The sequence below is a fragment of the Plantibacter sp. RU18 genome, from assembly GCF_050613355.1.
Taxonomy (GTDB): domain Bacteria; phylum Actinomycetota; class Actinomycetes; order Actinomycetales; family Microbacteriaceae; genus Plantibacter.
Window position 1 is genome coordinate 239,522 of record NZ_CP159618.1, and the last position, 20,924, is coordinate 260,445.

16 protein-coding genes are annotated in these 20,924 nt (G+C 69.3%); 7 read left to right on the forward strand and 9 right to left on the reverse strand.

What is annotated here, in order from left to right; genetic code table 11:
• Window positions 1-61 precede the first annotated feature (61 nt).
• Window positions 62-2,032, forward strand: a complete 1,971-nt coding sequence (locus ABMA10_RS01125; protein WP_347869946.1) for a cytochrome c oxidase assembly protein — start codon at window positions 62-64, stop codon at window positions 2,030-2,032.
• 6 nt (window positions 2,033-2,038) lie between these two features.
• Here the strand turns inward: ABMA10_RS01125 and ABMA10_RS01130 are convergent, their stop codons facing one another.
• A complete protein-coding gene (locus ABMA10_RS01130) occupies window positions 2,039-3,106 on the reverse strand; it encodes a hypothetical protein (protein ID WP_347869947.1) in 1,068 nt (355 codons plus the stop codon).
• Between the two features lie 65 nt (window positions 3,107-3,171).
• Here ABMA10_RS01130 and ABMA10_RS01135 point away from each other — a divergent pair, with 65 nt between their 5' ends.
• A complete protein-coding gene (locus ABMA10_RS01135; RefSeq protein ID WP_347869948.1) occupies window positions 3,172-4,431 on the forward strand; it encodes an ATP-dependent DNA helicase in 1,260 nt (419 codons plus the stop codon).
• Between the two features lie 98 nt (window positions 4,432-4,529).
• On the forward strand, window positions 4,530-4,958 hold the full coding sequence (locus tag ABMA10_RS01140; protein ID WP_347869949.1) for a hypothetical protein: 429 nt from the start codon (window positions 4,530-4,532) through the stop codon (window positions 4,956-4,958).
• 36 nt (window positions 4,959-4,994) lie between these two features.
• Here the strand turns inward: ABMA10_RS01140 and ABMA10_RS01145 are convergent, their stop codons facing one another.
• The 3 genes from ABMA10_RS01145 to ABMA10_RS01155 all read right to left on the reverse strand — a co-directional run bounded on the left by ABMA10_RS01145 (window position 4,995) and on the right by ABMA10_RS01155 (window position 6,901).
• Window positions 4,995-5,699, reverse strand: a complete 705-nt coding sequence (locus ABMA10_RS01145) for an alpha/beta fold hydrolase (protein WP_431031109.1) — start codon at window positions 5,697-5,699, stop codon at window positions 4,995-4,997.
• A gap of 105 nt (window positions 5,700-5,804) precedes the next feature.
• Entirely contained in the window at window positions 5,805-6,464 is a 660-nt protein-coding gene (locus tag ABMA10_RS01150) for a heme oxygenase (biliverdin-producing) (protein WP_347869951.1), read from the reverse strand.
• 128 nt (window positions 6,465-6,592) lie between these two features.
• Window positions 6,593-6,901 (reverse strand): DUF2470 domain-containing protein, encoded by a 309-nt coding sequence (locus ABMA10_RS01155; protein ID WP_347869952.1) that lies wholly within the window; start codon window positions 6,899-6,901, stop codon window positions 6,593-6,595.
• Window positions 6,902-7,048: 147 nt separating this feature from the next.
• Here ABMA10_RS01155 and ABMA10_RS01160 point away from each other — a divergent pair, with 147 nt between their 5' ends.
• Both ABMA10_RS01160 and ABMA10_RS01165 read left to right on the forward strand, forming a co-directional pair.
• Entirely contained in the window at window positions 7,049-8,350 is a 1,302-nt protein-coding gene (locus ABMA10_RS01160; RefSeq protein ID WP_347869953.1) for a serine hydrolase domain-containing protein, read from the forward strand.
• Window positions 8,351-8,462: 112 nt separating this feature from the next.
• A complete protein-coding gene (locus ABMA10_RS01165) occupies window positions 8,463-9,017 on the forward strand; it encodes a DinB family protein (protein ID WP_347869954.1) in 555 nt (184 codons plus the stop codon).
• A 30-nt stretch (window positions 9,018-9,047) separates the two neighbouring features.
• Here ABMA10_RS01165 and ABMA10_RS01170 read toward each other — a convergent pair whose 3' ends face one another.
• A complete protein-coding gene (locus ABMA10_RS01170) occupies window positions 9,048-9,614 on the reverse strand; it encodes a CGNR zinc finger domain-containing protein (protein ID WP_347869955.1) in 567 nt (188 codons plus the stop codon).
• A 90-nt stretch (window positions 9,615-9,704) separates the two neighbouring features.
• On the opposite strand from ABMA10_RS01170, the gene ABMA10_RS01175 reads away from it, so the two are divergent.
• Window positions 9,705-10,637 carry an EamA family transporter gene (locus ABMA10_RS01175; protein ID WP_347869956.1) on the forward strand — a complete coding sequence of 311 codons (933 nt, stop codon included), beginning with the start codon at window positions 9,705-9,707 and terminating at the stop codon, window positions 10,635-10,637.
• A 3-nt stretch (window positions 10,638-10,640) separates the two neighbouring features.
• On the opposite strand, the gene ABMA10_RS01180 is transcribed toward ABMA10_RS01175, so the two are convergent.
• From ABMA10_RS01180 to ABMA10_RS01195, 4 genes are read right to left on the reverse strand one after another with little or no spacing between them, the layout of a single operon-like run.
• The gene (locus ABMA10_RS01180; protein WP_414693705.1) at window positions 10,641-11,837 is read right to left on the reverse strand and encodes an NAD(P)-binding domain-containing protein; all 1,197 of its coding nucleotides are present in this window, start codon (window positions 11,835-11,837) and stop codon (window positions 10,641-10,643) included.
• Window positions 11,838-11,886: 49 nt separating this feature from the next.
• Window positions 11,887-12,528, reverse strand: a complete 642-nt coding sequence (locus tag ABMA10_RS01185; RefSeq protein WP_347869958.1) for a hypothetical protein — start codon at window positions 12,526-12,528, stop codon at window positions 11,887-11,889.
• Window positions 12,529-12,556: 28 nt separating this feature from the next.
• Window positions 12,557-16,048 carry a fibronectin type III domain-containing protein gene (locus ABMA10_RS01190; RefSeq protein WP_347869959.1) on the reverse strand — a complete coding sequence of 1,164 codons (3,492 nt, stop codon included), beginning with the start codon at window positions 16,046-16,048 and terminating at the stop codon, window positions 12,557-12,559.
• Window positions 16,045-16,998, reverse strand: a complete 954-nt coding sequence (locus ABMA10_RS01195; RefSeq protein WP_431031110.1) for a hypothetical protein — start codon at window positions 16,996-16,998, stop codon at window positions 16,045-16,047. The genes ABMA10_RS01190 and ABMA10_RS01195 overlap by 4 nt, the downstream gene beginning before the upstream one ends.
• A gap of 140 nt (window positions 16,999-17,138) precedes the next feature.
• Between ABMA10_RS01195 and ABMA10_RS01200 the strand changes: the two genes are divergently transcribed.
• Complete coding sequence (locus ABMA10_RS01200; protein WP_347869961.1) at window positions 17,139-20,669, forward strand: immunoglobulin domain-containing protein; 3,531 nt, start codon at window positions 17,139-17,141, stop codon at window positions 20,667-20,669.
• Window positions 20,670-20,924: the final 255 nt, after the last annotated feature.

The following is a 20,924-nucleotide window of genomic DNA, read 5'->3' on the forward strand; positions in this document are numbered from 1 at the left end:
TTCGACAGGCTCTGGGACCGGGTCGGTCCGGGTTCACAGCAGCGGCGCGTAGGCTTGCAGGGTGAATCGTGTCGTCCGCCTTGCGGGTCCTGCCCTGCTGCTCCTCGTGGCGGTTGTGACCCTGCTCGCGGGCCTCGCCTTCGGTGGCGGAGCAGACGCCCAGCTCCTCGGAGATCCCGGTGCCGTCGTGCGCTACGGCCTCCCGATCGCTCAACTGCTCGTCAACCTCAGCGCAGCCGGCACGATCGGGGCGCTGCTCATCGCCTGCTGGGCGCTCGCTCCGGAGCACCGCGAATACGGCGCAGCACTCGACGTCGCCGCGGCCGCCGCGGCCGTCTTCACCGTCGCGGCGGGCGTCACCGGCTTCTTCACCTTCCTCAACGTCACCCAGGTGCCCCTGACCTTCGACGACGCCTTCGGCGCGAAGCTCAGCCTGTTCTTCACGAGTATCGAGGCCGGCCAGGCCTGGTTACAGACGACGCTCATCGCCGCTGCCGTCACCGTGTTGTGCTTCGCCGTCCGAAACCAGACGGTGCTCGTCTTCGTGTTCGGCCTGTCGCTCGTGTCCCTGCTCCCGATGGCGCAGCAGGGTCACTCAGCCGAGAACAGCGGGCACAACGCGGCGGTCACGGCCCTCGGCCTGCACCTCGTCTTCGCAGCGGTCTGGCTCGGCGGCCTCCTCACGATCGTCTTCGTCCGGAAGACCCTCGACGACGGCCGACTCACGCCGGTGCTGCTGCGGTACTCGACCGTCGCACTGATCTCCTTCATCGTGGTCGCGGTGTCGGGTTACGCGAGTGCGGAGCTCCGGCTCGGCTCGCTCGACCGCCTCGGAACCCCGTACGGGATCCTCGTGCTCGTGAAGGTCTTCGCGCTCCTCGCCCTCGGACTGTTCGGCGCCCTCCAGCGACGGGTGCTCATCCGCCGCATCGAGCGCTCGACGAAGCCCGGCTCCAGCACCTTCTGGTGGCTTGTGGCCCTGGAGCTCGGGTTCATGGGGATCGCCTCCGGAGCTGCCGCCGCGCTGGCGAAGACGGCGCCGCCCGTCGACCAGGCTGCGCCGACGACACCGACGCCGGCCCAACTCCTCACCGGTGAGGTGTTGCCGCCTGAACTGACGTTCGCGCGCTACTTCACCGAGTGGAACATCGACCTCCTCTGGTTGCTGGCGTGCGCCTTCGGCATCTTCTTCTACATCGCCGGGGTCGTGCGGTTGCGTCGCCGCGGCGACTCCTGGCCGATCCTCCGCGCGGTCAGCTGGGTGCTCGGAATGCTCGTGCTGTTCTACCTGACCAGCGGCGGCATCAACGCGTACCAGCCGTATCTGTTCAGCGTGCACATGCTCGGGCACATGGGGCTCACCATGCTCGTGCCGGTGCTGCTCGTCCCCGGCGCACCTGTCACCCTGATCGCCCGTGCAGTCAGGAAGCGGCCCGACGGCTCCCGCGGTGGCCGTGAATGGGTGTTGCTCGCCGTGCACTCGAAGTTCGCAGGCATCATCTCCAACCCCATCGTCGCGGCCGTGCTCTTCGCCGGTTCGCTGTGGGTGTTCTACTACACGCCGCTCTTCCGTTGGTCGATGGAGGACCACATCGGGCACGAGTGGATGGTGATCCACTTCGTCATCACCGGCTACCTCTTCGTGCAGTCGCTCATCGGCATCGACCCGGTGCCGTTCCGCCTGCCGTACGCGATGCGTCTGCTGCTGCTCCTCGCGACCATGGCTTTCCATGCGTTCTTCGGGCTCGCGATCATGTCATCGGCCGGACTGTTCCTCGCCGACTGGTTCGGGGCGATGGGGCGCACCTGGGGTCAGGCGCCGCTCCTCGACCAGCAGACGGGTGGTGGTATCGCCTGGAGCGTCGGCGAGATCCCGACTGTCGCCTTGGCGATCGCCGTCGCGATCCAATGGAGCAAGAGCGACGCCAAGGAGCAGAAGCGCGTCGACCGCAACGCCGATCGCACGAACGACGCCGAGCTGAACGAATACAACGAGCGGCTCGCTCGGATGGCTGCGCGCGACTCCGAGTAGCGGGCCTCAGCGCAGGTCGATGTAGAGCGAGCCGTCGTCCCGGATGGTGACGAACGCCGAGAGGGTGAACGGCACGTCCTGGTCGAGCGTCGAGATCGTCCCATCGAAGAGCGACTTCACGTCCACGAGGAGGTGGGCGGCCCCCGCGGTCGACGGCATCTGCCAGCCGTCCGCACCCGCTTGGACATCGACGACCGGGTAGCCGGCTATCGACCAGACCGGGGCGCCGTTTACCCGGTCGCGGATCAGCATGCCGAACGGGCAGCCCGTCGGCTGGAGCACCTGCTGGGTGGCGCAGCCGTCGAGGTACCCGTTGATCTGGGTCTGGACCTCGGCGATGAAGTCGGAGGTGGCTCCGGCGCTCACGGACGCATCGACGGTGCTCGCGATCTCGGTCGTGGTGGCGGTCTGCACCGACGCCGACAGGTAGGGGGTCTCGATGTCGAAGTCGACGCTGCCCGGAGTGAAGGTGAGCAGCGGGACGGTCGAGGAGAAGGCCGCTTCGGTGCCCTCGACGATGCGGCGTGTATCGAGCACGAAACCGTTCGCGCGGAAGCCCGTGGTGTGTTGGACGGTCAGCTGGACGACGCTCAGCGGGCTCGTCTCGAAGCGCCAGGACGGGAAGAGCCCGAAGGTGCGTTCGCCGCTGACGACGGTGAACATCGTCGTGTGCGGCTGCCCGGCGAGCGTGTAGGAGAACGTGACGTCGTGGGTGCCGACCGTCCTGGTGACGTCGGAGACGAGTTGCACATCGTCGAGTGCGCCGATGGCCTCGCTGCGGAGGAGCGCATCGGAGCTTCCCACCGGGAGCCCCGCCTCGATGAGCTCGGCGGAGCTGAGCGCGACCCCCGGAAGAGCGAGCGCTGCGGCGGCGTCGTGATCCTCGAGGGCCTCCAGGTACTTGTGCACGAACGTGCCCGCGCCGTACACATCGCGGGCGACCGCCGACCAGGCAGCGGTGATCGCCGCGACGAGCAGGGCAGCGACGCACAGCCAGAGCACGACGGCGCGCACGAGCCCGCCCCTCGGCGCCCCCGGGCGTCGCAGCTCCCCGCGTGTCGCGACATGGCTCATCCAGCCATCCTAGGCTGGCGCCTCGCGTAGGATTGAAGGGCGAAACGGGAGGGAACCGAAGCACCATGAGCATCGCCCTCTCCGCCGAGCAGCAAGCGGTCTTCGATCGTATCGAAAGCACCCGTGAACACATGTTCGTCACGGGCCGCGCCGGGACGGGCAAGTCCACCCTGCTCAACCATCTCGCGTGGAACACCTCGAAGCAGCTGGCGATCTGCGCCCCCACCGGAGTCGCGGCTCTGAACGTCGGCGGCCAGACCATCCACTCCCTGTTCCGGCTGCCGATCGGCCTCATCGCCGACCACACCATCGATCAGAACGACCAGACCCGCAAGCTGCTGAACTCCATCGACACCCTCGTCGTCGACGAAGTCTCGATGGTGAGCGCGGACCTCATGGACGCGATGGACCGCAGTCTCCGGCAGGCGAGGCAGCGCCCGCGGGAACCGTTCGGTGGCGTGCAGATCGTGCTCTTCGGCGACCCGTACCAGCTCGCCCCCGTTCCCGGCAGTCTCGAGGAACGCGCCTACATCGCCGACACCTACCGTTCGTTCTGGTTCTTCGACGCCAAGGTGTGGTCCGAGACGCCGCTCCAGCTCATCGAGCTCACCGAGATCCACCGACAGCACGAGGCCGAGTTCAAGTACCTGTTGAACGGCGTCCGGCACGGTCAGGTGACCGCCGAGATGGCCGGACGTCTGAACGGCATGGGGGCGCGCACGCTGCCCGAGGACGGCGTCATCACCCTTGCGAGCCGCAACGACACGGTCGACCGCATCAACAAGGCCGCACTGGCGAAGCTCGACGGGAAGCCGCTCACGGCGAACGCCGAGGTGTCCGGCGACTTCGGAGGACGCGCGTTCCCCGCCGACGAAGCGCTGGACCTCAAGGTCGGCGCGCAGGTCATGTTCCTCCGGAACGACAGCGAACGTCGCTGGGTGAACGGCACGCTCGGCACCGTCGTGAAGATCGACTCGACGGTGTGGGTCGACGTCGACGGCGAGCAGTTCGAGGTCGAGCCGGCGACCTGGGAGAAGTACAAGTACTCCTACTCCTCGCTCACGAAGCAGCTGAAGCGCGACATCGTCGCAGAGTTCACACAGTTCCCGTTACGCCTGGCATGGGCGGTCACCATCCACAAGTCACAGGGCAAGACCTACGACCGTGCGATCGTCGATCTCGGGAGCCGCGCGTTCAGCCCGGGTCAGAGCTATGTGGCACTCAGCCGTATCTCGACGCTCGACGGTCTGTACCTCTCGCGGTCGCTGCGCCCGAGCGACATCATCGTCGACACCGACGTGAAGCGGTTCATGTCGGGGCGATGACGTCTCGCCCCCGTCGCCGAGAGCCCCCGGTCACCGAGCTTGTCGAGGTGCATTCGTCGACAGGCGGCGTGGCGGCTGAAGAACTACGCTTGTGGTTTATGACGCAGATGCAGGGCTGGCCGCAGCCCGGACCGATCACCGCCTGGCGCACGCTCGACCTCCACACCTCGAAACCGCCGTTCGCGGGCTATTGGTCGATGATCCCGCTGGTCGTTCGCATCGACGGGTTCGAGCACCGTCCGGCCTGGGGCTGGTCGCAGTTCACGGTGCCCGCCGACCGTCCGGTGCAGGTGTCGTGCTCGATGGCGTGGCTCTGGGAGTTCGGGCGCGCCGATTACCTCGTCCACCCGGGGGAGGCGCCATCGCTCGACTACATCGCGCCTGCCCAGCAGTGGGTGTCCGGTTCGCTCGCGCCGCGCGGCCGTGCTGTCATCAAGGGTCGGGGTGCGCAGGTGGCCATGTACGTCGTGCTCGGGCTGTTCCTCGTCGTGATGTTCGGGCTGTTGGCACTGTCGCTCACGATGTAGCCCTTCGACAGGCTCAGTGACAAGCGGCCGGGGCCCTCAGGAGCGGTCGACGGCCGCGAGCAAGACGGCGCCGAGTTCAGCGGGCTTCGTGAACTGCGGCCAGTGGCCGGTCGGGAGGTCGACGAACTCGACGTCTGAGAGCCGCGTGAGCTCTGCGACGTACGGGTGTCCCTGCTCCATGAGGCCGCGCAGCATCTCGGAGGAGAACTCGCATGCGATGACCGTGGCAGGCACGGACAGGCGGCGGTCATCGTGCGACAGCTGCTGTTTATCGGCCGCGACACCCTGGGGCTGCGGGATGGCGCGGGCTCGGAACTGCTCACGGAGCTCGTCGTCGAGGTCGATGAGGTCTGCCTCCTCGAAGACGCTCCAATCGGGCAGCGGGACCTCTCCATTGCTCGCCGGGAGCTCGTCGTTGATGGATGCGCCGTCGGCCAGGGGGCCGGAGTTGACGTAGACGCCGCGGACCACACGGTCGGGACGGGCGTCGATCGCACCGTAGATGATCGCGCCACCACCGGAATGCCCGACGAGCACGACCGGCTCCTCGCTCGCGTCGATCTCGGCGACGACGGCGTCGATGTGATCGCGCAGGCCGATGGCCGAGCGGTCGGTGTCGACCGATTCGAGACCGGGGAGTGTGAGCGGCCGGACACGGTGGCCTGCCGCCTCGAGGGGCGGCGTCACCGCACTCCATGAGGACGCGTCGAGCCAGAAGCCGGGTACGAGGATGATGTTCATGCGGCGATGCTACGCCGACCCTCCGACGCGCACCTCGACAAGCTCGGTGACCGGGGCTGGGCGGGGCGGTGACCGGGGCTGGGCTGGGGCAGGGACAGGCCAGGGTCAGGCGACGGCGGTAGCGGTCGCCTTCGCGGTGGCGAGGTCGCGGAAGAGGTCGGTGTTGAAGCGGTACGCCACCATGACCTCCTCGATCACCCGTGCCTGCTCGGCTTCGTCCCAGACGACCGCGTCGAGCTGCTCGCGGTAGGTGTCCTTGAACTCCTTCGGCTTCGCGATGTCGCCGAACAGGTAGAAGCCGACACCGTTCGTGTCGAAGCCGAACTGACGCTGCATGAGCGTCCGGATGATCTGCCCGCCGGACAGGTCGCCGAGGTACCGCGTGTAGTGGTGCGCGACGAAACCGCCGGCCCAGACCGCGCCGACCTCGTTGATCCTGGCGACGTAGCGCTCGGTGGTCGGGAGGGGGGTGATCTGCTCGCGCCAGTCGGGACCGATCAGGAACTGGAGGTCCTGGATGATCGCAGGGAGGCGGGTGAGCTTGTCGCTGATGAACGGCGCGGCCACGGCGTCCTTGCGCATGCGGTCCGCAGCGGCCTCGAGCGCTTCGTAGATGAAGAAGTGCTGCGCGACGAGCGCCACGTAGTCCTCCTTGGATCCCTTGCCGGTCATGAGGTCGCTCATGAAGTCGGCTCCCTCGCTCGACGAGTGGCCGGAGGAGGTCCGCTCTCGCAGGGCCTGGGAGAAGGGGATCACAGTGCTCATGTCGGACTCCACAGTCGGCTTGTTCGGTAAGGGTTGCCTTAGTCTAGCCGGACGGTACTGCTGAGGGGAGGGTGGATCCAGTAGTCCTTCAGGTGTTGCTTGGCCGTCGTTCATGCGGCTCGCACCGCTCAGTCGTGCGGGCGGGGCTCCACACCGAGACGCTCGCACGCGGCGTCGTACAGTGCGACGATCTCCCGACGGATCTCGGCGCGCTCCGTGATCGCCCCGGCCGGCCAGGGCACTCGTCCCGACGAGGCCGTGCCGTCGATGCTCCAGGTCCACTCGCCGCCGTCGGCATCGAGCGCGATCATCGTGGCGGAGGACGCTGCTGGTTCGAGGAACGCGCGCACGATGAGCGAGTTGTCGTCCGGGTGGTCGCCGTTCATGTGGGACAGGACGGCATCGACGGTGGTCTGCGGGAACGGGTTCGAAGTCACCCCTCAAGGGAACACCATCGGCCCGAAGAGCACCACCTCAGGGTCCGAGGTGTGCGCCACGCGCCACCGGCCCGGTCCTCTCAGCATCGCCCGGTTAGAATCGGCATCGGATCTGCAGCCCGGCAGACCACTCATCAGGGGGATGAATTGACTGCACCAGCTACGAGGCGAAGACGGCTCGCCGCGCTCATCACCGCGGCGGCGGTCGCGACGGCGCTCGCCGGCTGCTCTGGCCCCTCGGTCTCCGACACCGATTTCCCCGACCAAGTGAGCGGCGCGCTGTCCGGCGACACGACCGACGCGATCACCGCGGCGGTCGAATCCGCGATCGTCCAGTCCGGGTCCTCGGGCGCGATCGTCGGCGTCTGGGCTCCGTGGGCAGGCAGCTACACGGCGGGTGTCGGCACGACCGAGCCCGGCGGCGAGACGAAGATGGACCCGTCGATGGTCTACCGGATCGGCGACACCACCAGGCCGATGACCTGCACCGTCCTCCTCGAACTCGTCGACGAGGGCAAGCTCAAGCTGTCCGACAAGGTCCAGGAGACGCTGCCGCAGATCCAGGGCATCGAGGGCATCACCTACCAGCAGCTGTGCCAGAACACGGCGGGTCTCGGGAGCTACACCCCGGCGCTCAACACGCAGTTCGTGACGAACCCGACGCGCAACTGGTCGATGGCCGAGATCCTCGCCAACGGCCTCGCGAGCGGCACCCGGACGGCACCCGGCGCGCTGTTCGGCTCGAGCGACACCGGCTACATCCTGCTCGGCATGGCGCTCGAGGAGCTGACCGGTCAATCGTGGCAGTCGCTGTACGACCACTACGTCTACTCGCCGCTCGGTATGTCGAAGTCGTCGTTCCCCGGCGCGACGAACGTCGACCTTCCCGGCGCACACCCGAACGGCTACACGACGCCGCGTCTCCCGGACGGCACCTACCAGTGCGACGTCCCGACAGACGAGACGAAGCTGTCGTCGTCGATGGTCTGGACCGCTGGCGGCGTGGTCTCCTCTGTCGACGACCTCCGCGCCTTCACCCAGTCCTTCGCATCGGGGTCGCTCCTGAACGACAGCACCTACAAGAAGCAGTGGAAGGATCCGGTCTCGCTCGGCGAGGACCAGCCCGCGTGGAAGACCTTCGGCATCGGTGGCATTCAGCTCGGCCCGCTCCGCGGACAGGCCGGCTCGATCCCCGGTTCCCTCTCCGCAGCGTTCTCCGACCCGACGTCGGGCCTCACGGTCGTCGTCATGCTGAACAACTCGACACTCGGGGCCGGCTTCGTCCAGGCGCTCGCGATGCAGCTCGCTTCGATCGGTGCGAAGGCTGCGCCGGCGAGCGGACAGAAGGCGCCGGAGATCCAACTGCCGTGGTCCGAGCAGCAGATGGCCGAGCAGCTTGCAGCGTCCGCGATGGTCTGTGCTGCACCCGTTGCGCCTCCGGCGGAGTAGCGCTCCGCACCGTCGACGTCGGTGCGCGATCCGTCTCCAGCATGGCGGCGGATCGCGGCACGATGACGCTTTCGGGAGGGCGCGGACCGCCCGGCATTCCTAGAGTGAGGGGATGACGACCACAGCAGACGGCGGTGCAGCAGACGAGGCCATCGTCCCCGACACGAAGAACTGGACCTGGGTCCTCGAGCGCAGCTGTCCGGAGTGCGGCCTCGACACCACCGAGGTCCGGTTCGCCGAGCTGCCGATGCTGATCCGGGAGAACGCTGCCGCGTGGCCCGCCGTCCTCGACGGGGTCGACGTGCGCTCCCGCCCCGACGCGCAGACCTGGTCGCCCCTCGAGTACGCCGCCCACGTCCGTGACGTGTACCGCATCTTCGCGCAGCGCCTCGAGCTCATCCTCGACGAGGACGATCCGCTCTTCGAGAACTGGGACCAGGACGCGACGGCGGTGGAGGACCGGTATGCAGACCAGGACCCGCATCTCGTCTCGTCGGAGCTCGTCGACGCTGCCGAGGTGCTCGCCGTGGCCTTCGAACACGTGCCGGCCGACGCCCTCGCTCGGACGGGCCGCCGGAGCGACGGCGCACGGTTCACGACGGAGACGCTCGGACGCTATCTCATCCACGACCCCGTGCACCACCTCTGGGACGTCTCGCACGGCTGATCGGACCGCCCCGCGTCGTGGCGGTCCGCCTCACTGCACGTTGCGCGCGCGGAAGGCGATCGTGTTGACGCGGTTGCTGCAGCGAACGGAGCAGTAGCGTTTCGAGCCGTTGCGGGAGAGGTCGACCAGGAGGCCGTCGCAGTCGGCAGCCGCACAGATCCTGAGTCGGTCCCAGGCGTCCGAGCGGACGACGTCGACGAGCGCCATCGCGATCTCGGTCTGCACCCGGTCAACGAGCGGTGCGTCGAACTCGGTGGCATGCAGGTGCCAGTCGAAGCCGTCGTGACGGCGGAGCTGAGGGAGTGCGGCGGACTCGCGCAACATGGCGTTGATCTCCGAAACGGCACGATCGCGCGTGCCGGGGGTCGCGGCATCCGTCGCCCAGAGCGCCCGGAGCCGGTCACGGAACGCGGTGATCGCGGCCCGCTCCGGCTCGTCACCGTCGACGCGCCCGGAGTACCGGCTGACGCGCAGCAGCTCACCGAGCTGGCTGGTGGTGGCGAGCTCGTCCGAACCACTGCGCGATGCCGTCGGGCGCGTGTTGACGAGGTCGACCGCGAAGCTCAGTGCGTCTTCGGTGTCAGGGGCTAAATGCAAGTTGACTCCTTACTCACTGCGAGAGTAGCTTCATCTCAGCCGGGTGTCCACCCGTTCCTCCGGCCCGCTCGTTGCAGCCGGGAGGCGCGCATGAAGCCCACGTCGTCGACCACTGTCGGACTGCTCGTCGCACTGCTCGCGGCGATCGCCTTCGGAACCTCCGGAGCGTTCATCAAGCCGGTGCTGGCCGCGGGCTGGAGCCCGGCCGCCGCGGTCACCGTGCGCGTGCTCATCGGCGGTCTCGTGCTCGCGCCCTTCGCCCTCCTCGCCCTCCGCGGCCGCTGGGATGCCGTGTGGCGTGGGCGCTGGCGGCTGCTCGGGATGGGACTCATCGGTGTCGCCGCGACGCAGCTCGTGTACTTCGCTGCACTGCAGACGATCGCTGTCGGCACCGCGATCCTCGTCGAGTACATGGCGCCGCTGCTCCTCGTCGCGGTCGCCTGGGTGCTCACCCGGAGACGACCGGCCACGGTGGTGCTCGTCGGTTCGGTCGTGTCGGTCGTCGGTCTCCTGCTCGTCGTGGCACCGAGCGGCGGTGCATCGCTCGACCCACTCGGCCTCGTGTACGCCATCCTCGCGATGGTGGGGTGCGCCGCCTTCTACGTGATCTCCGCGCGACCCGCCGAGGGTCTGCCTCCCGTCGCGTTCGCGTCGATCGGTCTCCTGATCGGCGCTCTGAGCCTCGGGATCGCCGGGCTCGTCGGTGTCCCGTTCACCACGTCGACAGCGGACATCGAAGTGCTCGGCTCCCCGGTCGTCTGGTGGGTGCCGCTGCTGCTCGTCGGGGTGGTGTCCACGGCGATCGCCTACGCTGCGAGCATCACCGCGAGCCAGATGCTCGGCTCCCGCCTCGCGTCGTTCGCGGGCCTGCTGGAAGTGGTCGCGGCGACGGGCTTCGCGTGGGTCCTGCTGGGGGAGCAGCTGTCGCTCGCGCAGCTTCTCGGTGGCGCATGCATCCTCCTCGGCATCGGTTTCGTACGTTCCGAGCGTGCGCCGGTGTTGCCGGCGACCGTCCCCGCGTAGGAGTCAGGCTGAGGAGACGCTCGAGTCGTCGTACCGTGGTGGGGCGGGAGCGAGGCCGGGTGCTCCCCGCGGGCGTTCGGCGAGGATCGCCGCGACGGCAGCACGTCCGGCCCGGTTCGCTCCGACCGTGGAGGCGGAGGGGCCGTAGCCGATGAGGTGCAGACGGGGCTCGTCAGCGGCCCGGGTGCCGTCGATCCGGATGCCGCCACCGGGAAGCCGGATGCCGAGCGGCGCGAGATGGTCGAGGGCGGCGCGGAAGCCCGTCGCCCACAGGATGGCGTCGACCGGCAGGAACGAGCCGTCCTCGAGGATCACCCCGTGCTCCTCGATGCTCCGGAACATGGCGTGCCGGACGAGCACGCCCCTGGCTTCGGCAGCCCGCGCCCAGGGCGTCCAGTGCATGCCCGTCACAGAGATGACGCTGCCGGGTGGCAGCCCCTGCCGCACCCGCTCCTCGACGCCTCTGATCGCCTCCACGCGCGCGGCCGTGTCGAAGTCGTCCTCCACCCACTCCGGTTCGCGTCTCGTCATCCACACGGTCTCAGCGACGTGCGAGATCTCATCCAGCAGCTGGATGGCGGAGATACCAGCCCCGACCACGACGACGCGCTGTCCGCGGAACTCCTCGGCCGAGACGTACTCGGCCGCGTGGAGCTGACGTCCGGCGAACCGCTCACGGCCGGGATAAGCGGGCCAGAAGTGCTTCGTCCAGGTTCCCGTCGCGTTGACGACGGCCAGCGCTGCGAACGTCGTCGGCGGGTGATCGGCGCTCGCCGCAGTCTCCACGAGGAGTCGACCGTGGGGGTCGTCGTCCTCGCGGCGGACGGTGCGCACGTGGACCGGGCGTCGGACCGCGAGCGCGAACCGTTCCTCGAAGGCGGCGAAATAGGGCGGGATGACGTCCACGCTCGGCGACGTCGGATCGAGCTCGGGCTTCGGCATACCGGGGAGGTCGTAGATGCCGTTCACGGTCGCCATCGTGAGCGACCGCCACCGATGCTGCCACGCGCCGCCCGGGGCGCCGTTCGCGTCGAGGACCACGAAGGTGCCGGCATCACCGTGCTCGCCGACGTCCTCCGCACCAGCGGCGCCGAGTGGGATGAACCCGCGCCGATGCAGGTGGTAGGCAGCGGAGAGTCCTGCCTGACCCGCGCCGATGACCACGACGTCGACGGCTTCGGGTTCACTCACACTCGGCACAACGTCGGGCGACGGCCCGGCATTTCCGGTCCGGCGTCCGGCACCTTGATCAGCCGTGCGCGAGGACCTGGACACCGATGACGACCGCACCCAGGAGGACGAGGGCGGCGAGGGCGACGAGCTGCTGCCAGAGCGACAGGCGAGCCCGCCGCACGGCGAACCAGCCGCTGAGTCCGAGGGTGACGAGGTAGACGATCGTCGAGACGCGGAGCGAGGTCTCGACCTGCATCACACCGAACACCGCCAGGATCAGCAGGATCGCAGGGGTCGCGACGGTGAACAGCGAACCCCAGGCGATGCGGAGCATCGTACGCCAGCCGGCTTCGTCGGGGAACGCCCCGTGGGCGGCGAGATGCGCGATCATCTCGGCGACGAGCCCCGCGAGCGTGATGCCTGCGACGCCGATGACGAGCGAGAACAGTGCGTCCGCAGCATCGTGGTGCTCGACGCCAGCAGCGAGGACGAGGACGATCGCCAGGCCCGTGAACGTCGCGTAGACGCGCTCCTTCAGGTACTTCGTGACCGTCTCGACGTCGCCGGGCGGCAGGCCGCGGCGGTTCTCGCGGTCGGGCCCGCGTCGGTCGGTGTCGCGTCGCGGCCCCCGTCGTCGAGACCCGCGATCTCCGCCTGCGCGGCCGTGGGCTGCCAGGCCGTGGGCGGTGTCGTCGTCCGGTCGCGCCTCGTCTGCCATGGTCGAGATCCTAACGAAGTGCGCCTCCTCAGGGTTTCAGGACTCCAGCAGCGATGAGCCCACCCCCGGCCGCCGCGACGACTGTCAGCCCACCGAGCAACCCGAGCAGGGCGATGAACAGGGGGACCGCCTGGGACGCGGGGACGGGCGCGGTGGCGGGCTGGATGAGCGTGATGACCTCCGTCACCTGCCGACCGATTCCGGTTGCCGCCGCAGCCGCAGGCGCACCGGGGGTCCTCAGCGCGAAGGGCGATCGTTTGGCGTTCGGGACGAGGTCGACGACATCGCCCGCGGAGGTGCCAGCGGGCGGGACCGCGACGAAGGTCGAGGCGTCGAAGCCGACCGTCAGCGGCAGGGCGACCTTGCCTGGATCCTGCCGGCCGCCGCTCGAGAACCAGTACGAGAACTGCCCCGTGAGCGACTGGAAGTCGATGAAGCTCTGCGGGAACGAACCCCAGTAGGAGGCGTTCGACGAGTTCGGTGCGACCTGGTCGCCCTGACTGATCTTCACACCGACATAGCTCGGGGACACCGTGAATCCATCGCTGCGCATCGTGACGCCGACGAGGGTGGCCAGCACGATCTCGCGGGGTGGGATCTGCGTCCACTTGGTCTGATCCTGCATGTCGGTGCCGAACCCGCTCGCCGTCGCCGTCAGCGTCCCCACACCGTCGACGACCGTGAGGACGGGGTTCGAGCCGTACCAGTAGGTGAGGCCGCCGTAGAAGGCGACAGAGAAGTCGCCGGTCCAGCGGATCGTGCCGCTGTTCGTGGACGGATCGACGGTCCCGGCGCCGCCGACGATCACGAGCTGCGAATCGGTGAACGAACTGGTCACGTTCGAATCGACCGTGCTCCCCGAACGGTCGAGGCACCGTGTCGCGAAGCTCGCGAGTTCGTACGCCCCAGCAGAGTTCGGCTTCTCGATGCTCACATCGCCCGACTGCGCGCTGTAGCGGCTCTGATCGACGATCGTGCCGGAACCGACGTCGGGGATGTGGCCGGCGGTCAGGAAGTTGCAGCCGCCGAAGAACGCACCGTTGTTCGCCTCATTGCTGAAGCCCCAGCGGAGTACGGCGTCGTCCACCTCCGTCGGGCCCCCGTGGCTCGAGGCCACCGCGAACTCGATCGCCGCAGCCCGACCCACCGTCGGGACGAACGCGAGCGCGTAGTCGCCGTCCTCGAGTTCACCGATCGCGACGGACGCGCGTGCGGTGCCGGCGGTGACGGTGAAGGGCCCCAGGTACACCGGAGCCCGGTCGTCGGCAGCGGAACCGAACAACCACACCTCGCCACCGGTCGCCCTCGCGGAACCCGGCCAGGTGAAGAGCGGCTCGAGTGTGGTCGTGGGCTCCACGGAGGACGCGAGCGCCGCATCCGCTGCGGCGACCTCCGAGACCGACCCGGAACCAACCCCGGCACGCAGGGCGTCCAGCGACTGCCACTCGGGGGCCACGGAGCCGGGCGGTGGTGTCGCGAGAGTGGTCACGATTGCGCTCGCCGCAGACGCCGGCCCGGCACCGACGGCGTTCACCGCCGCAGCGCGCACCGTGTAGGCGGTGTTCAACGACAGGCCGGTGACGGTGGTGGCCTCGTGAGTGAGGCGACTCGGATCGTCGGCCGAGACGACGGCGGGGACCCGCTTCGTCGTCACCGCCTCGGAGGTGCCCGCCCGGTAGACGACGAGGTCGAACGCCGTGATCGGATCGCCGTTCCCGGAGGCCGTCGGGATCGTCGTGCCGGCGATCGTGATGCGGTCGACGCCATCGCTCGTCACGGCGAGCGGACGGTCGGGGCGCTGCGGAACCGAGGCTCCGGTGGTCCCGATCGAGGCGCTGCGCAACGAGCTCGTGCGGTATGTCCTGGGGATGAGACCCACAAACGACTCGGACTCGTAGGCGGTGATCTGCACCGACACGCGCCGTCCGGGTGCGGGGTTCTCGATCGTCGTCTCGAGTGCACCCGTGCGGGCGAAGTCGCCACCGAGATCGATGACCGCAGCGGTCATCGCCGTCGACAGCCCGTCCGCAGCTGCGACGCGCACGAGGTAGCCGGTCCGTTCGGTCGTGCCGCCCGGGGCGGTCCACGTGATCCGGAGCGACCCGGTCGGTGAGCCCTCCGAGACGGTCGGTGTCCCGACGCGGGTCGTCACGGGGGCCGTCGCAGCCAGTCTGTGGGCCGCGCTCAGTGACGACGACGCCTCGCCGGCGCCGTTCGAGGCCGTGACCCTGATCGAGAGCGATGACCCGACGATGCCGATACGTGGCAGTTCGATGGAGGTCCGGGCGGCGTCGACCTCGGTGCGGCTCACGAGGTTCGCCAGACTCACCGTGCTCCCTGTGAAGAGTTCGACGGTGTACCCGGTGATCGCGTAGCCGCCGTCCGACGACGGAGCGCTCCAGGAGGCGACGAGGCCGAGTGGGTCGCCGGGCAGAGGTGCGAGCCGCGCCTGCGTCGGCGCGGTCGCAGCACCCTTCGCGGTCGTCACGGGGGAGGACGCGCTGGACGGACGGCTCGACCCCTCGGCGCCGACGGCGGTCACGGTGAAGGTGTACGAGGTGTTCGCGAGGAGACCGGTGATGAGGGTGGTCGTGCCTGCGGTGAGCGGGTCGATGCCGGGAATGCTGCGGACGAGGGCGCCGTCGCGGAGCACCGTCACCGTATAGGTCCTGACGGGTGCCCCTGCGGCGACGGCCGGCCAGGACAGTTCGATCGCGCCGGCGCCGGCGGACTTGCCCTTCGGAGCTTCCGGGGTGCCGGGCGCGTCGGTCGTCGCGTCGCGGGCGGGGGCACCGGACGGCGGGATCGCCGTATCGACTCCGGAGTCATGGGGCGATGCGGATGCGGTGGGTTCGGTCGGCGCCGGGCCGGCCGGCGCGGGCGTCGCAACCGGGTCCTCGGTGTCAGCGACGGGTTCCGCGGCCGCGGGCAAGGTGGTCGTCGTCGCACTCGCGGGCGACTCGGCGGCTGGACTGGTCGCGATGGCGAGGACCGAGGGATCGGTGGGCACGCTCCGCAGGGCGAAGCGGTACGTGCTCGCCGCCTGCAGTCCCGCGATCCGAGCGACGGTCGTCTCGTCCTCCGGGACGGCGTCGTCACCCGCCGTGAGGACCGGGAGGCCGGCAGCGAGGGAAGCGGCGTCGGCCGCCGGATCGGGCTCCGCCGACGGCTGGAGCGCGACGACGGGTGTGCTGCCCGCCGGGCTGTCCTCGCTGGCCAGGACCAGCAGCACGAGCGCCGTGGATATCGGGGCGGACGCCTCGAGTGCCGTCGGCCAGGTGATCGTGACGCTGTCGGCTTCGACCGTCGTGACCAGCGGTGCGGTCGGAAGGACCTCGACCCCGACGGACGGGAACGGCGCGAGAGCGGCGATCGACTGGGTGGGCGTTCCGGCGCCATCGGTGGCCGCGTTCGCGATGCCGCTGTCCAGACCGATGCTGCCGAAGACGAGCGCGAGGCTCAGGCCGCCGCCGAGCACAGCCGAGCGGGTGCGGAGCGAGTCGCCGAGCCTGGCGATCACGAGGCGTCGGATCCGGATGCATGGACGGCGTCGGATTCGCCACCCGGGGCGGGACCGGCGGCCGTCACCGCTGCACGGGCCGCGCGTCGTCGCCCGCTGAGCACCGCCCACACGAGGAAGCCGACCGCGCCGAGAGCCAGCGCGCCGACGCCGATGATCGCACCGGTCAGGAGCGGCACGAGGTCGTCGGTCGCGGACGCGGCTGCGGCCGGATCGGGCTCGGCGACGATCGTGCTCGAGATGACGGTCGGTTCAGGCGTGCTCACGGGAGCGGCGGCTGCCGGAGCAGGAGCTGCTGCACCGTCACCGTAGAGGTCGGTGAAGGTGATCGGGGTGAAGCTCTCGTTGTTGGCGTTCTTCACGCCGTGCGCGCCGATCGTGATGATGCCGCACTGCACGGTCAGGCAGTCGACGGTCTGTGGATCGCCGTCGCGGTCGAGCGCTTCGAAGCTCGCCCCGGGGATGCTGATCACACCGGACCAGGTGCCATCCGCTGCGAGCTCGCCACCGTTCGCGGCGTAGGCGGTGTCACTTCCCGGGAAGGTCACGAAGAGGATGTACCCGGTCGGGTTCGCCTCGTCGTCCGGGACATAGGCGTAGTTCGCGCCGGTCGTCCCACCGTTGCTCGGCTGCCAGGTGCCCGGTCCGTCGATCCACCCGAACGCCACGTAGATCCCGCCGTGTCCGTTCTTGATGGATTGGAATCCGGAGCCCTGGACCTGCAGCTCGGTGAGGTACTGCGGGTCGGCGACGTTCGTCAGATCGGGCCGGTCGACCACGTGTGCGGTGACCGATGAAGCGGCATATGCCGGATCCGGCATGGAGCCGATGCCGGCGAGGCCGACGAGGAGGGCGCCGGCGGCCAGACCGGCTGCGATCCGCCGACGGCTGCGGATCACTGTCGTGGAGCGGATCGTGGGCGCGAGGAAGAGAACGGTGCGGTGCGGCATGCCCGCAGCCTAGTCGCAGTTAATAAGGTTTGCATAACCTTACTTAGTTAAGGCTATGCTAACTCTGCCTGCGTCCTGCTCTGTGCGGATTCAGCGCTCCCATCCAGTGCACACGCCTCGTCGAACAACCGGAGATCGCCTTGTCAGCTCGGCCAACAGCCCCACCATCCCTCTGGCGGCGGAGACCGTTCCGGTCCGCCGTCACCGCCCTCGTCACGACGTCCGTCGTCGCTCTCGGCTCGATCATCGCCGCACCCGCAGCGATGGCCGCGGAGTCGACCGTCGACGACGCCGTCTTCACCTGGGGGCTCAACAACGAGGCGGGGAACTCCGCCTACGACGGTAGCTTCAACCTGCTCTCCGCCGGCGCGCTCGGTAAGGCGACAGCCGCTGCCAAGGTGTCGCAGAGCCAGTGGCTCCAGAGCGAGGGCAACGTCTCGATCGAGAAGAAGCAGACGAGCGGCGACTGGGCCGCCGCGACCTGGGCCGGTCTCAGCACCTCGGTGAGCGGCGGAAGCATCAAGCCGCCCACGAGCGCCGTGTACAGCGAGAACCGCGTGAACATCGCGAACGGCACCGGAACGGTCGACGTGGAGGGCGGCACCGCCGAGATCCAGTGGACCGGCACGTTCACGGCCGCGTACTACCAGGGCCTCACGCAGTTCTGGGTCCAGGACCCGAAGCTCACCGTCGAGTCCGACGGCACGGGCACGGTCACCGCGACCCTCGGCGGGTACGGCACGAGCATGGACGACCCTGAGCTCTTCGAGACGCTGACCCCACAGCCGGACGTCGTCATCGCGTCGCTCTCCGGAGTCGAGGTGACGGACAGCGGGTTCACCGTCACGCCCGACTACCTCGGCGCCGCCGTCGAGATACCCGAGACCGGCGTGCCGCAGTCGACCGCAGGCGCCAACTGGGGTTCGTTCCCGCAGGCGTTCGTCGACTTCCAGCAGCTGACCGGCGCGGCGTCCTACTGGTACTCCTCCGGTGGCGCGGCCGACAACGCGAAGCCGGCCACCGCAGTCGGTGTCTCCTACACGGCCGCACCTGTCGTGCCCGAGATCGTCCCCGCGTCGATCACGACGCAGCCCGTCGCGGTGAGCGCCACCGACGGCGACGAGGTCACCCTCTCCGTCACCGCAGCCGGTGACGGTCCGCTGAGCTACCTCTGGCAGCGTTCGCCCGACGGGACCACCTGGACGGACACCTCTTACACGGGTGCGACGGCCACCTTCGTCGCGGCACTGGCCGACAACGGTGCGTCGTACCGCGTCGTCGTCGACAACGCGGCGGCGGCCCCGGTGACCTCGGACGCGGTCGCGCTCAAGGTCATCCCGAAGCTCGGCGAAACCACTCCCGTCACGGGCGCCTCGCTCGAGTGGTCCTACAGCCGCTACGCGCAGTACGGCGTCTTCGGCGCCTGGTCGCAGAGCGTCTCGGGGCAGAACGTCGAACTCGTCACCCGCGACGGTCGGGCCGTCAGCGGCGTCGAAGCGGATGCGGGGAAGACCTTCACCCTCGCGAACTTCACCGGCGGCGTCGGCGAGGTCGACCTCGTGACCGGAGCCGGCCAGATCTCCTGGGACACCGGCGACTGGGTGCTCAACGCCTACCAGGGTCAGTTCGGGGCGCCCGACGAGACCTTCCGCGACCCGATCCTCACGACGTCGACAGACGGGACCGGCACCCTGAGCTTCGAGGTGTTCATCCCCGCGGGCAAGGACATGTCCGGCAACGACGTCGCAGCGGTCGGGCCGACGCGCATCGACATGGCCACCTTCTCCAGCGTCTCCGTCGTCGACGGCGTCCTCGTCGCAGTGCCCGATTACGCTGGGCGCGACTACCTCGTGGACGGCGTCGCGAAGAACGTCGCCTGCGAGACGCCCGGTGTCAGCGGTTCCTGGCCGAGCGAGTACATCGACTTCGTCCCGGCATCGGTGCGCCCGCACTACTACACGAGCTCCTGCAGTGGCCTGAACCTCATGAAGCCGCCGGCGTCGTTCACGGCGGAGTTCCAGCCGATCGTCAAGGTCGCTCCTGCGGTCACGTCGCACCCCTCGGACGTCGTCGCACCGGTCACGCCCGCGTCGGGTTCCGCTGTCGCTTCGTTCACAGTCGCGGCGACGGGTTCACCCGAGCCGACCATCGTCTGGGAGCGCCGCGCGGCCGGCGGCGAGTGGACCGTCGTCGACGGCGCCACGTCCGCCACGCTCGCCCTGCCCTACACGGCCGATGATGACGCCACCGAGGTGCGCGCCGTCGTCACCAACATCGCGGGCACCGCGACCTCTGATTCCGCGACACTGACGGTCGGCACGCCGGCGAGCATCACCTCGCAGCCGGTCGCCGCAGCCGTGAAGGTCGGGGAGACGGCGACGTTCACCGTCGGTGTCGCAGGCGACGACGCAGCCGTGCAGTGGCAGCGCCTCGAAGCCGGCGCGAGCAGCTGGAAGAACCTGTCCGGTGCGACCGACGCCACGCTCGAGGTCGTCACAACCGCTGGTGACGCCGGCGCGCAGTACCGTGCCGTCGTCACCGGAAGCATCTCGACCGAGGTCGCCGGATCGGTGTTCTCGGTCACGAGTGCACCTGCAGGCCTCACGGTCGACAGCACCGTGCCGGTTGCCGCGGTGATCGTCTCGCAGCCTGTCTCTGTCGTCGCGCCCGTCGGCGCCGCGTCCCCGTCGGTCTTCTTCTCCGTCGGCGTGACGGGTACCCCAGCACCCGCGGTGCAGTGGTTCGAGCGGGCAGCGGGCGTCGACGGTTGGACGCCGATCGCAGGCGCCACGGCGACGACCCTCGACGTCGTCTACGCGGACGGCGACAGCGGCAAGCAGTTCCGTGCCGTGGTCGGCAACGGCGTTGGCGACGCGGTCACGTCCGATGCGGCGACGCTGACGCTCGGGGCTCCCGCCTCGATCGTCACGCAGCCGGCGTCGGTGTCGGTGGTACCTGGTGCGGACGCGGTCTTCTCCGTGGACGTCGCCGGTGACGACACGGTCCTCCAGTGGCAGCACCTCGCGCTCGGTGCCTCCGCGTGGACCGACATCGACGGTGCGGCGAACGCCGAGCTGACGATCCCAGCGGCAGACGTCCGCAACGGCGAGCAGGTCCGGGTCGTCGTCTCGAACGGGATCCCCGTCACACCGGGCGCCGCGGGCGGCAGTGAGGTCACGAGCACTGCGGCGTCGATCACGCTCACCGCACCCGGCTCGGTCCCGGCGGCACCGAGCGATGATGGTCTCGCAGCAGCACCGGCGCTCGACATCGTCGGCATCGACGGCGACTTGATCACCGTCGCGGTCGGCACCGGGTACGCCGGACAGTACGTCGGCGGGTACGTGTTCTCCGAGCCGCAGTGGCTCGGCTGGGCGCTCGTCGCGGCAGACGGCACCGTCAGCTTCACGGTCCCGTCCGACCTCGAAGCCGGAGACCACACGCTCGCCATCGTCGACGCCAACGGGAACGTCATCGGCACGGCGACGTTCACGGTGACCGTCACGGTCGTCACGAACCCCGACGGCAGCACGACGACGACCACCGATGTGCTCGCCTCGACCGGTGCGGACACGTCGCTGGCGTTGTTCGCCGGCGGTCTGCTGCTCGCGGCAGGCCTCGCGCTGGCGCTCGTGGCCCGTCGCCGGAAGGCGCTCGTCACCACGGTCTAGTCGCCATCATCGGTTGGGCCGTCCCGGTGTCGGGACGGCCCTTCCGTGTGCGTGGCGCGGCGCGGTGTGGCGCGGCGTCGAGCGCTCCGCGTCCCCTTGTGCACAACTCCTGCGGATGTGCGGTGCAGGTGGCTGGTTGGAGCTGAATCCGGTGTTCATACGACGGACTGCAGGAGTTGTGGACGCCGGTGGGCATCGGTGCTGGCCGTGGCCTGGCTGGTCGAGTCCGGACCGGCCCGAACCGGCCCGAACCGG

Coding starts and splice junctions, on each gene's coding strand:
- ABMA10_RS01130 (WP_347869947.1), bottom strand. CDS start 3,106: ATGAGCCATGTCGCGACACGCGGGGAGCTGCGACGCCCGGGGGCGCCG.
- ABMA10_RS01135 (WP_347869948.1), top strand. CDS start 3,172: ATGAGCATCGCCCTCTCCGCCGAGCAGCAAGCGGTCTTCGATCGTATC.
- ABMA10_RS01140 (WP_347869949.1), top strand. CDS start 4,530: ATGACGCAGATGCAGGGCTGGCCGCAGCCCGGACCGATCACCGCCTGG.
- ABMA10_RS01145 (WP_431031109.1), bottom strand. CDS start 5,699: ATGAACATCATCCTCGTACCCGGCTTCTGGCTCGACGCGTCCTCATGG.
- ABMA10_RS01150 (WP_347869951.1), bottom strand. CDS start 6,464: ATGAGCACTGTGATCCCCTTCTCCCAGGCCCTGCGAGAGCGGACCTCC.
- ABMA10_RS01165 (WP_347869954.1), top strand. CDS start 8,463: ATGACGACCACAGCAGACGGCGGTGCAGCAGACGAGGCCATCGTCCCC.
- ABMA10_RS01175 (WP_347869956.1), top strand. CDS start 9,705: ATGAAGCCCACGTCGTCGACCACTGTCGGACTGCTCGTCGCACTGCTC.
- ABMA10_RS01185 (WP_347869958.1), bottom strand. CDS start 12,528: ATGGCAGACGAGGCGCGACCGGACGACGACACCGCCCACGGCCTGGCA.
- ABMA10_RS01195 (WP_431031110.1), bottom strand. CDS start 16,998: ATGCCGCACCGCACCGTTCTCTTCCTCGCGCCCACGATCCGCTCCACG.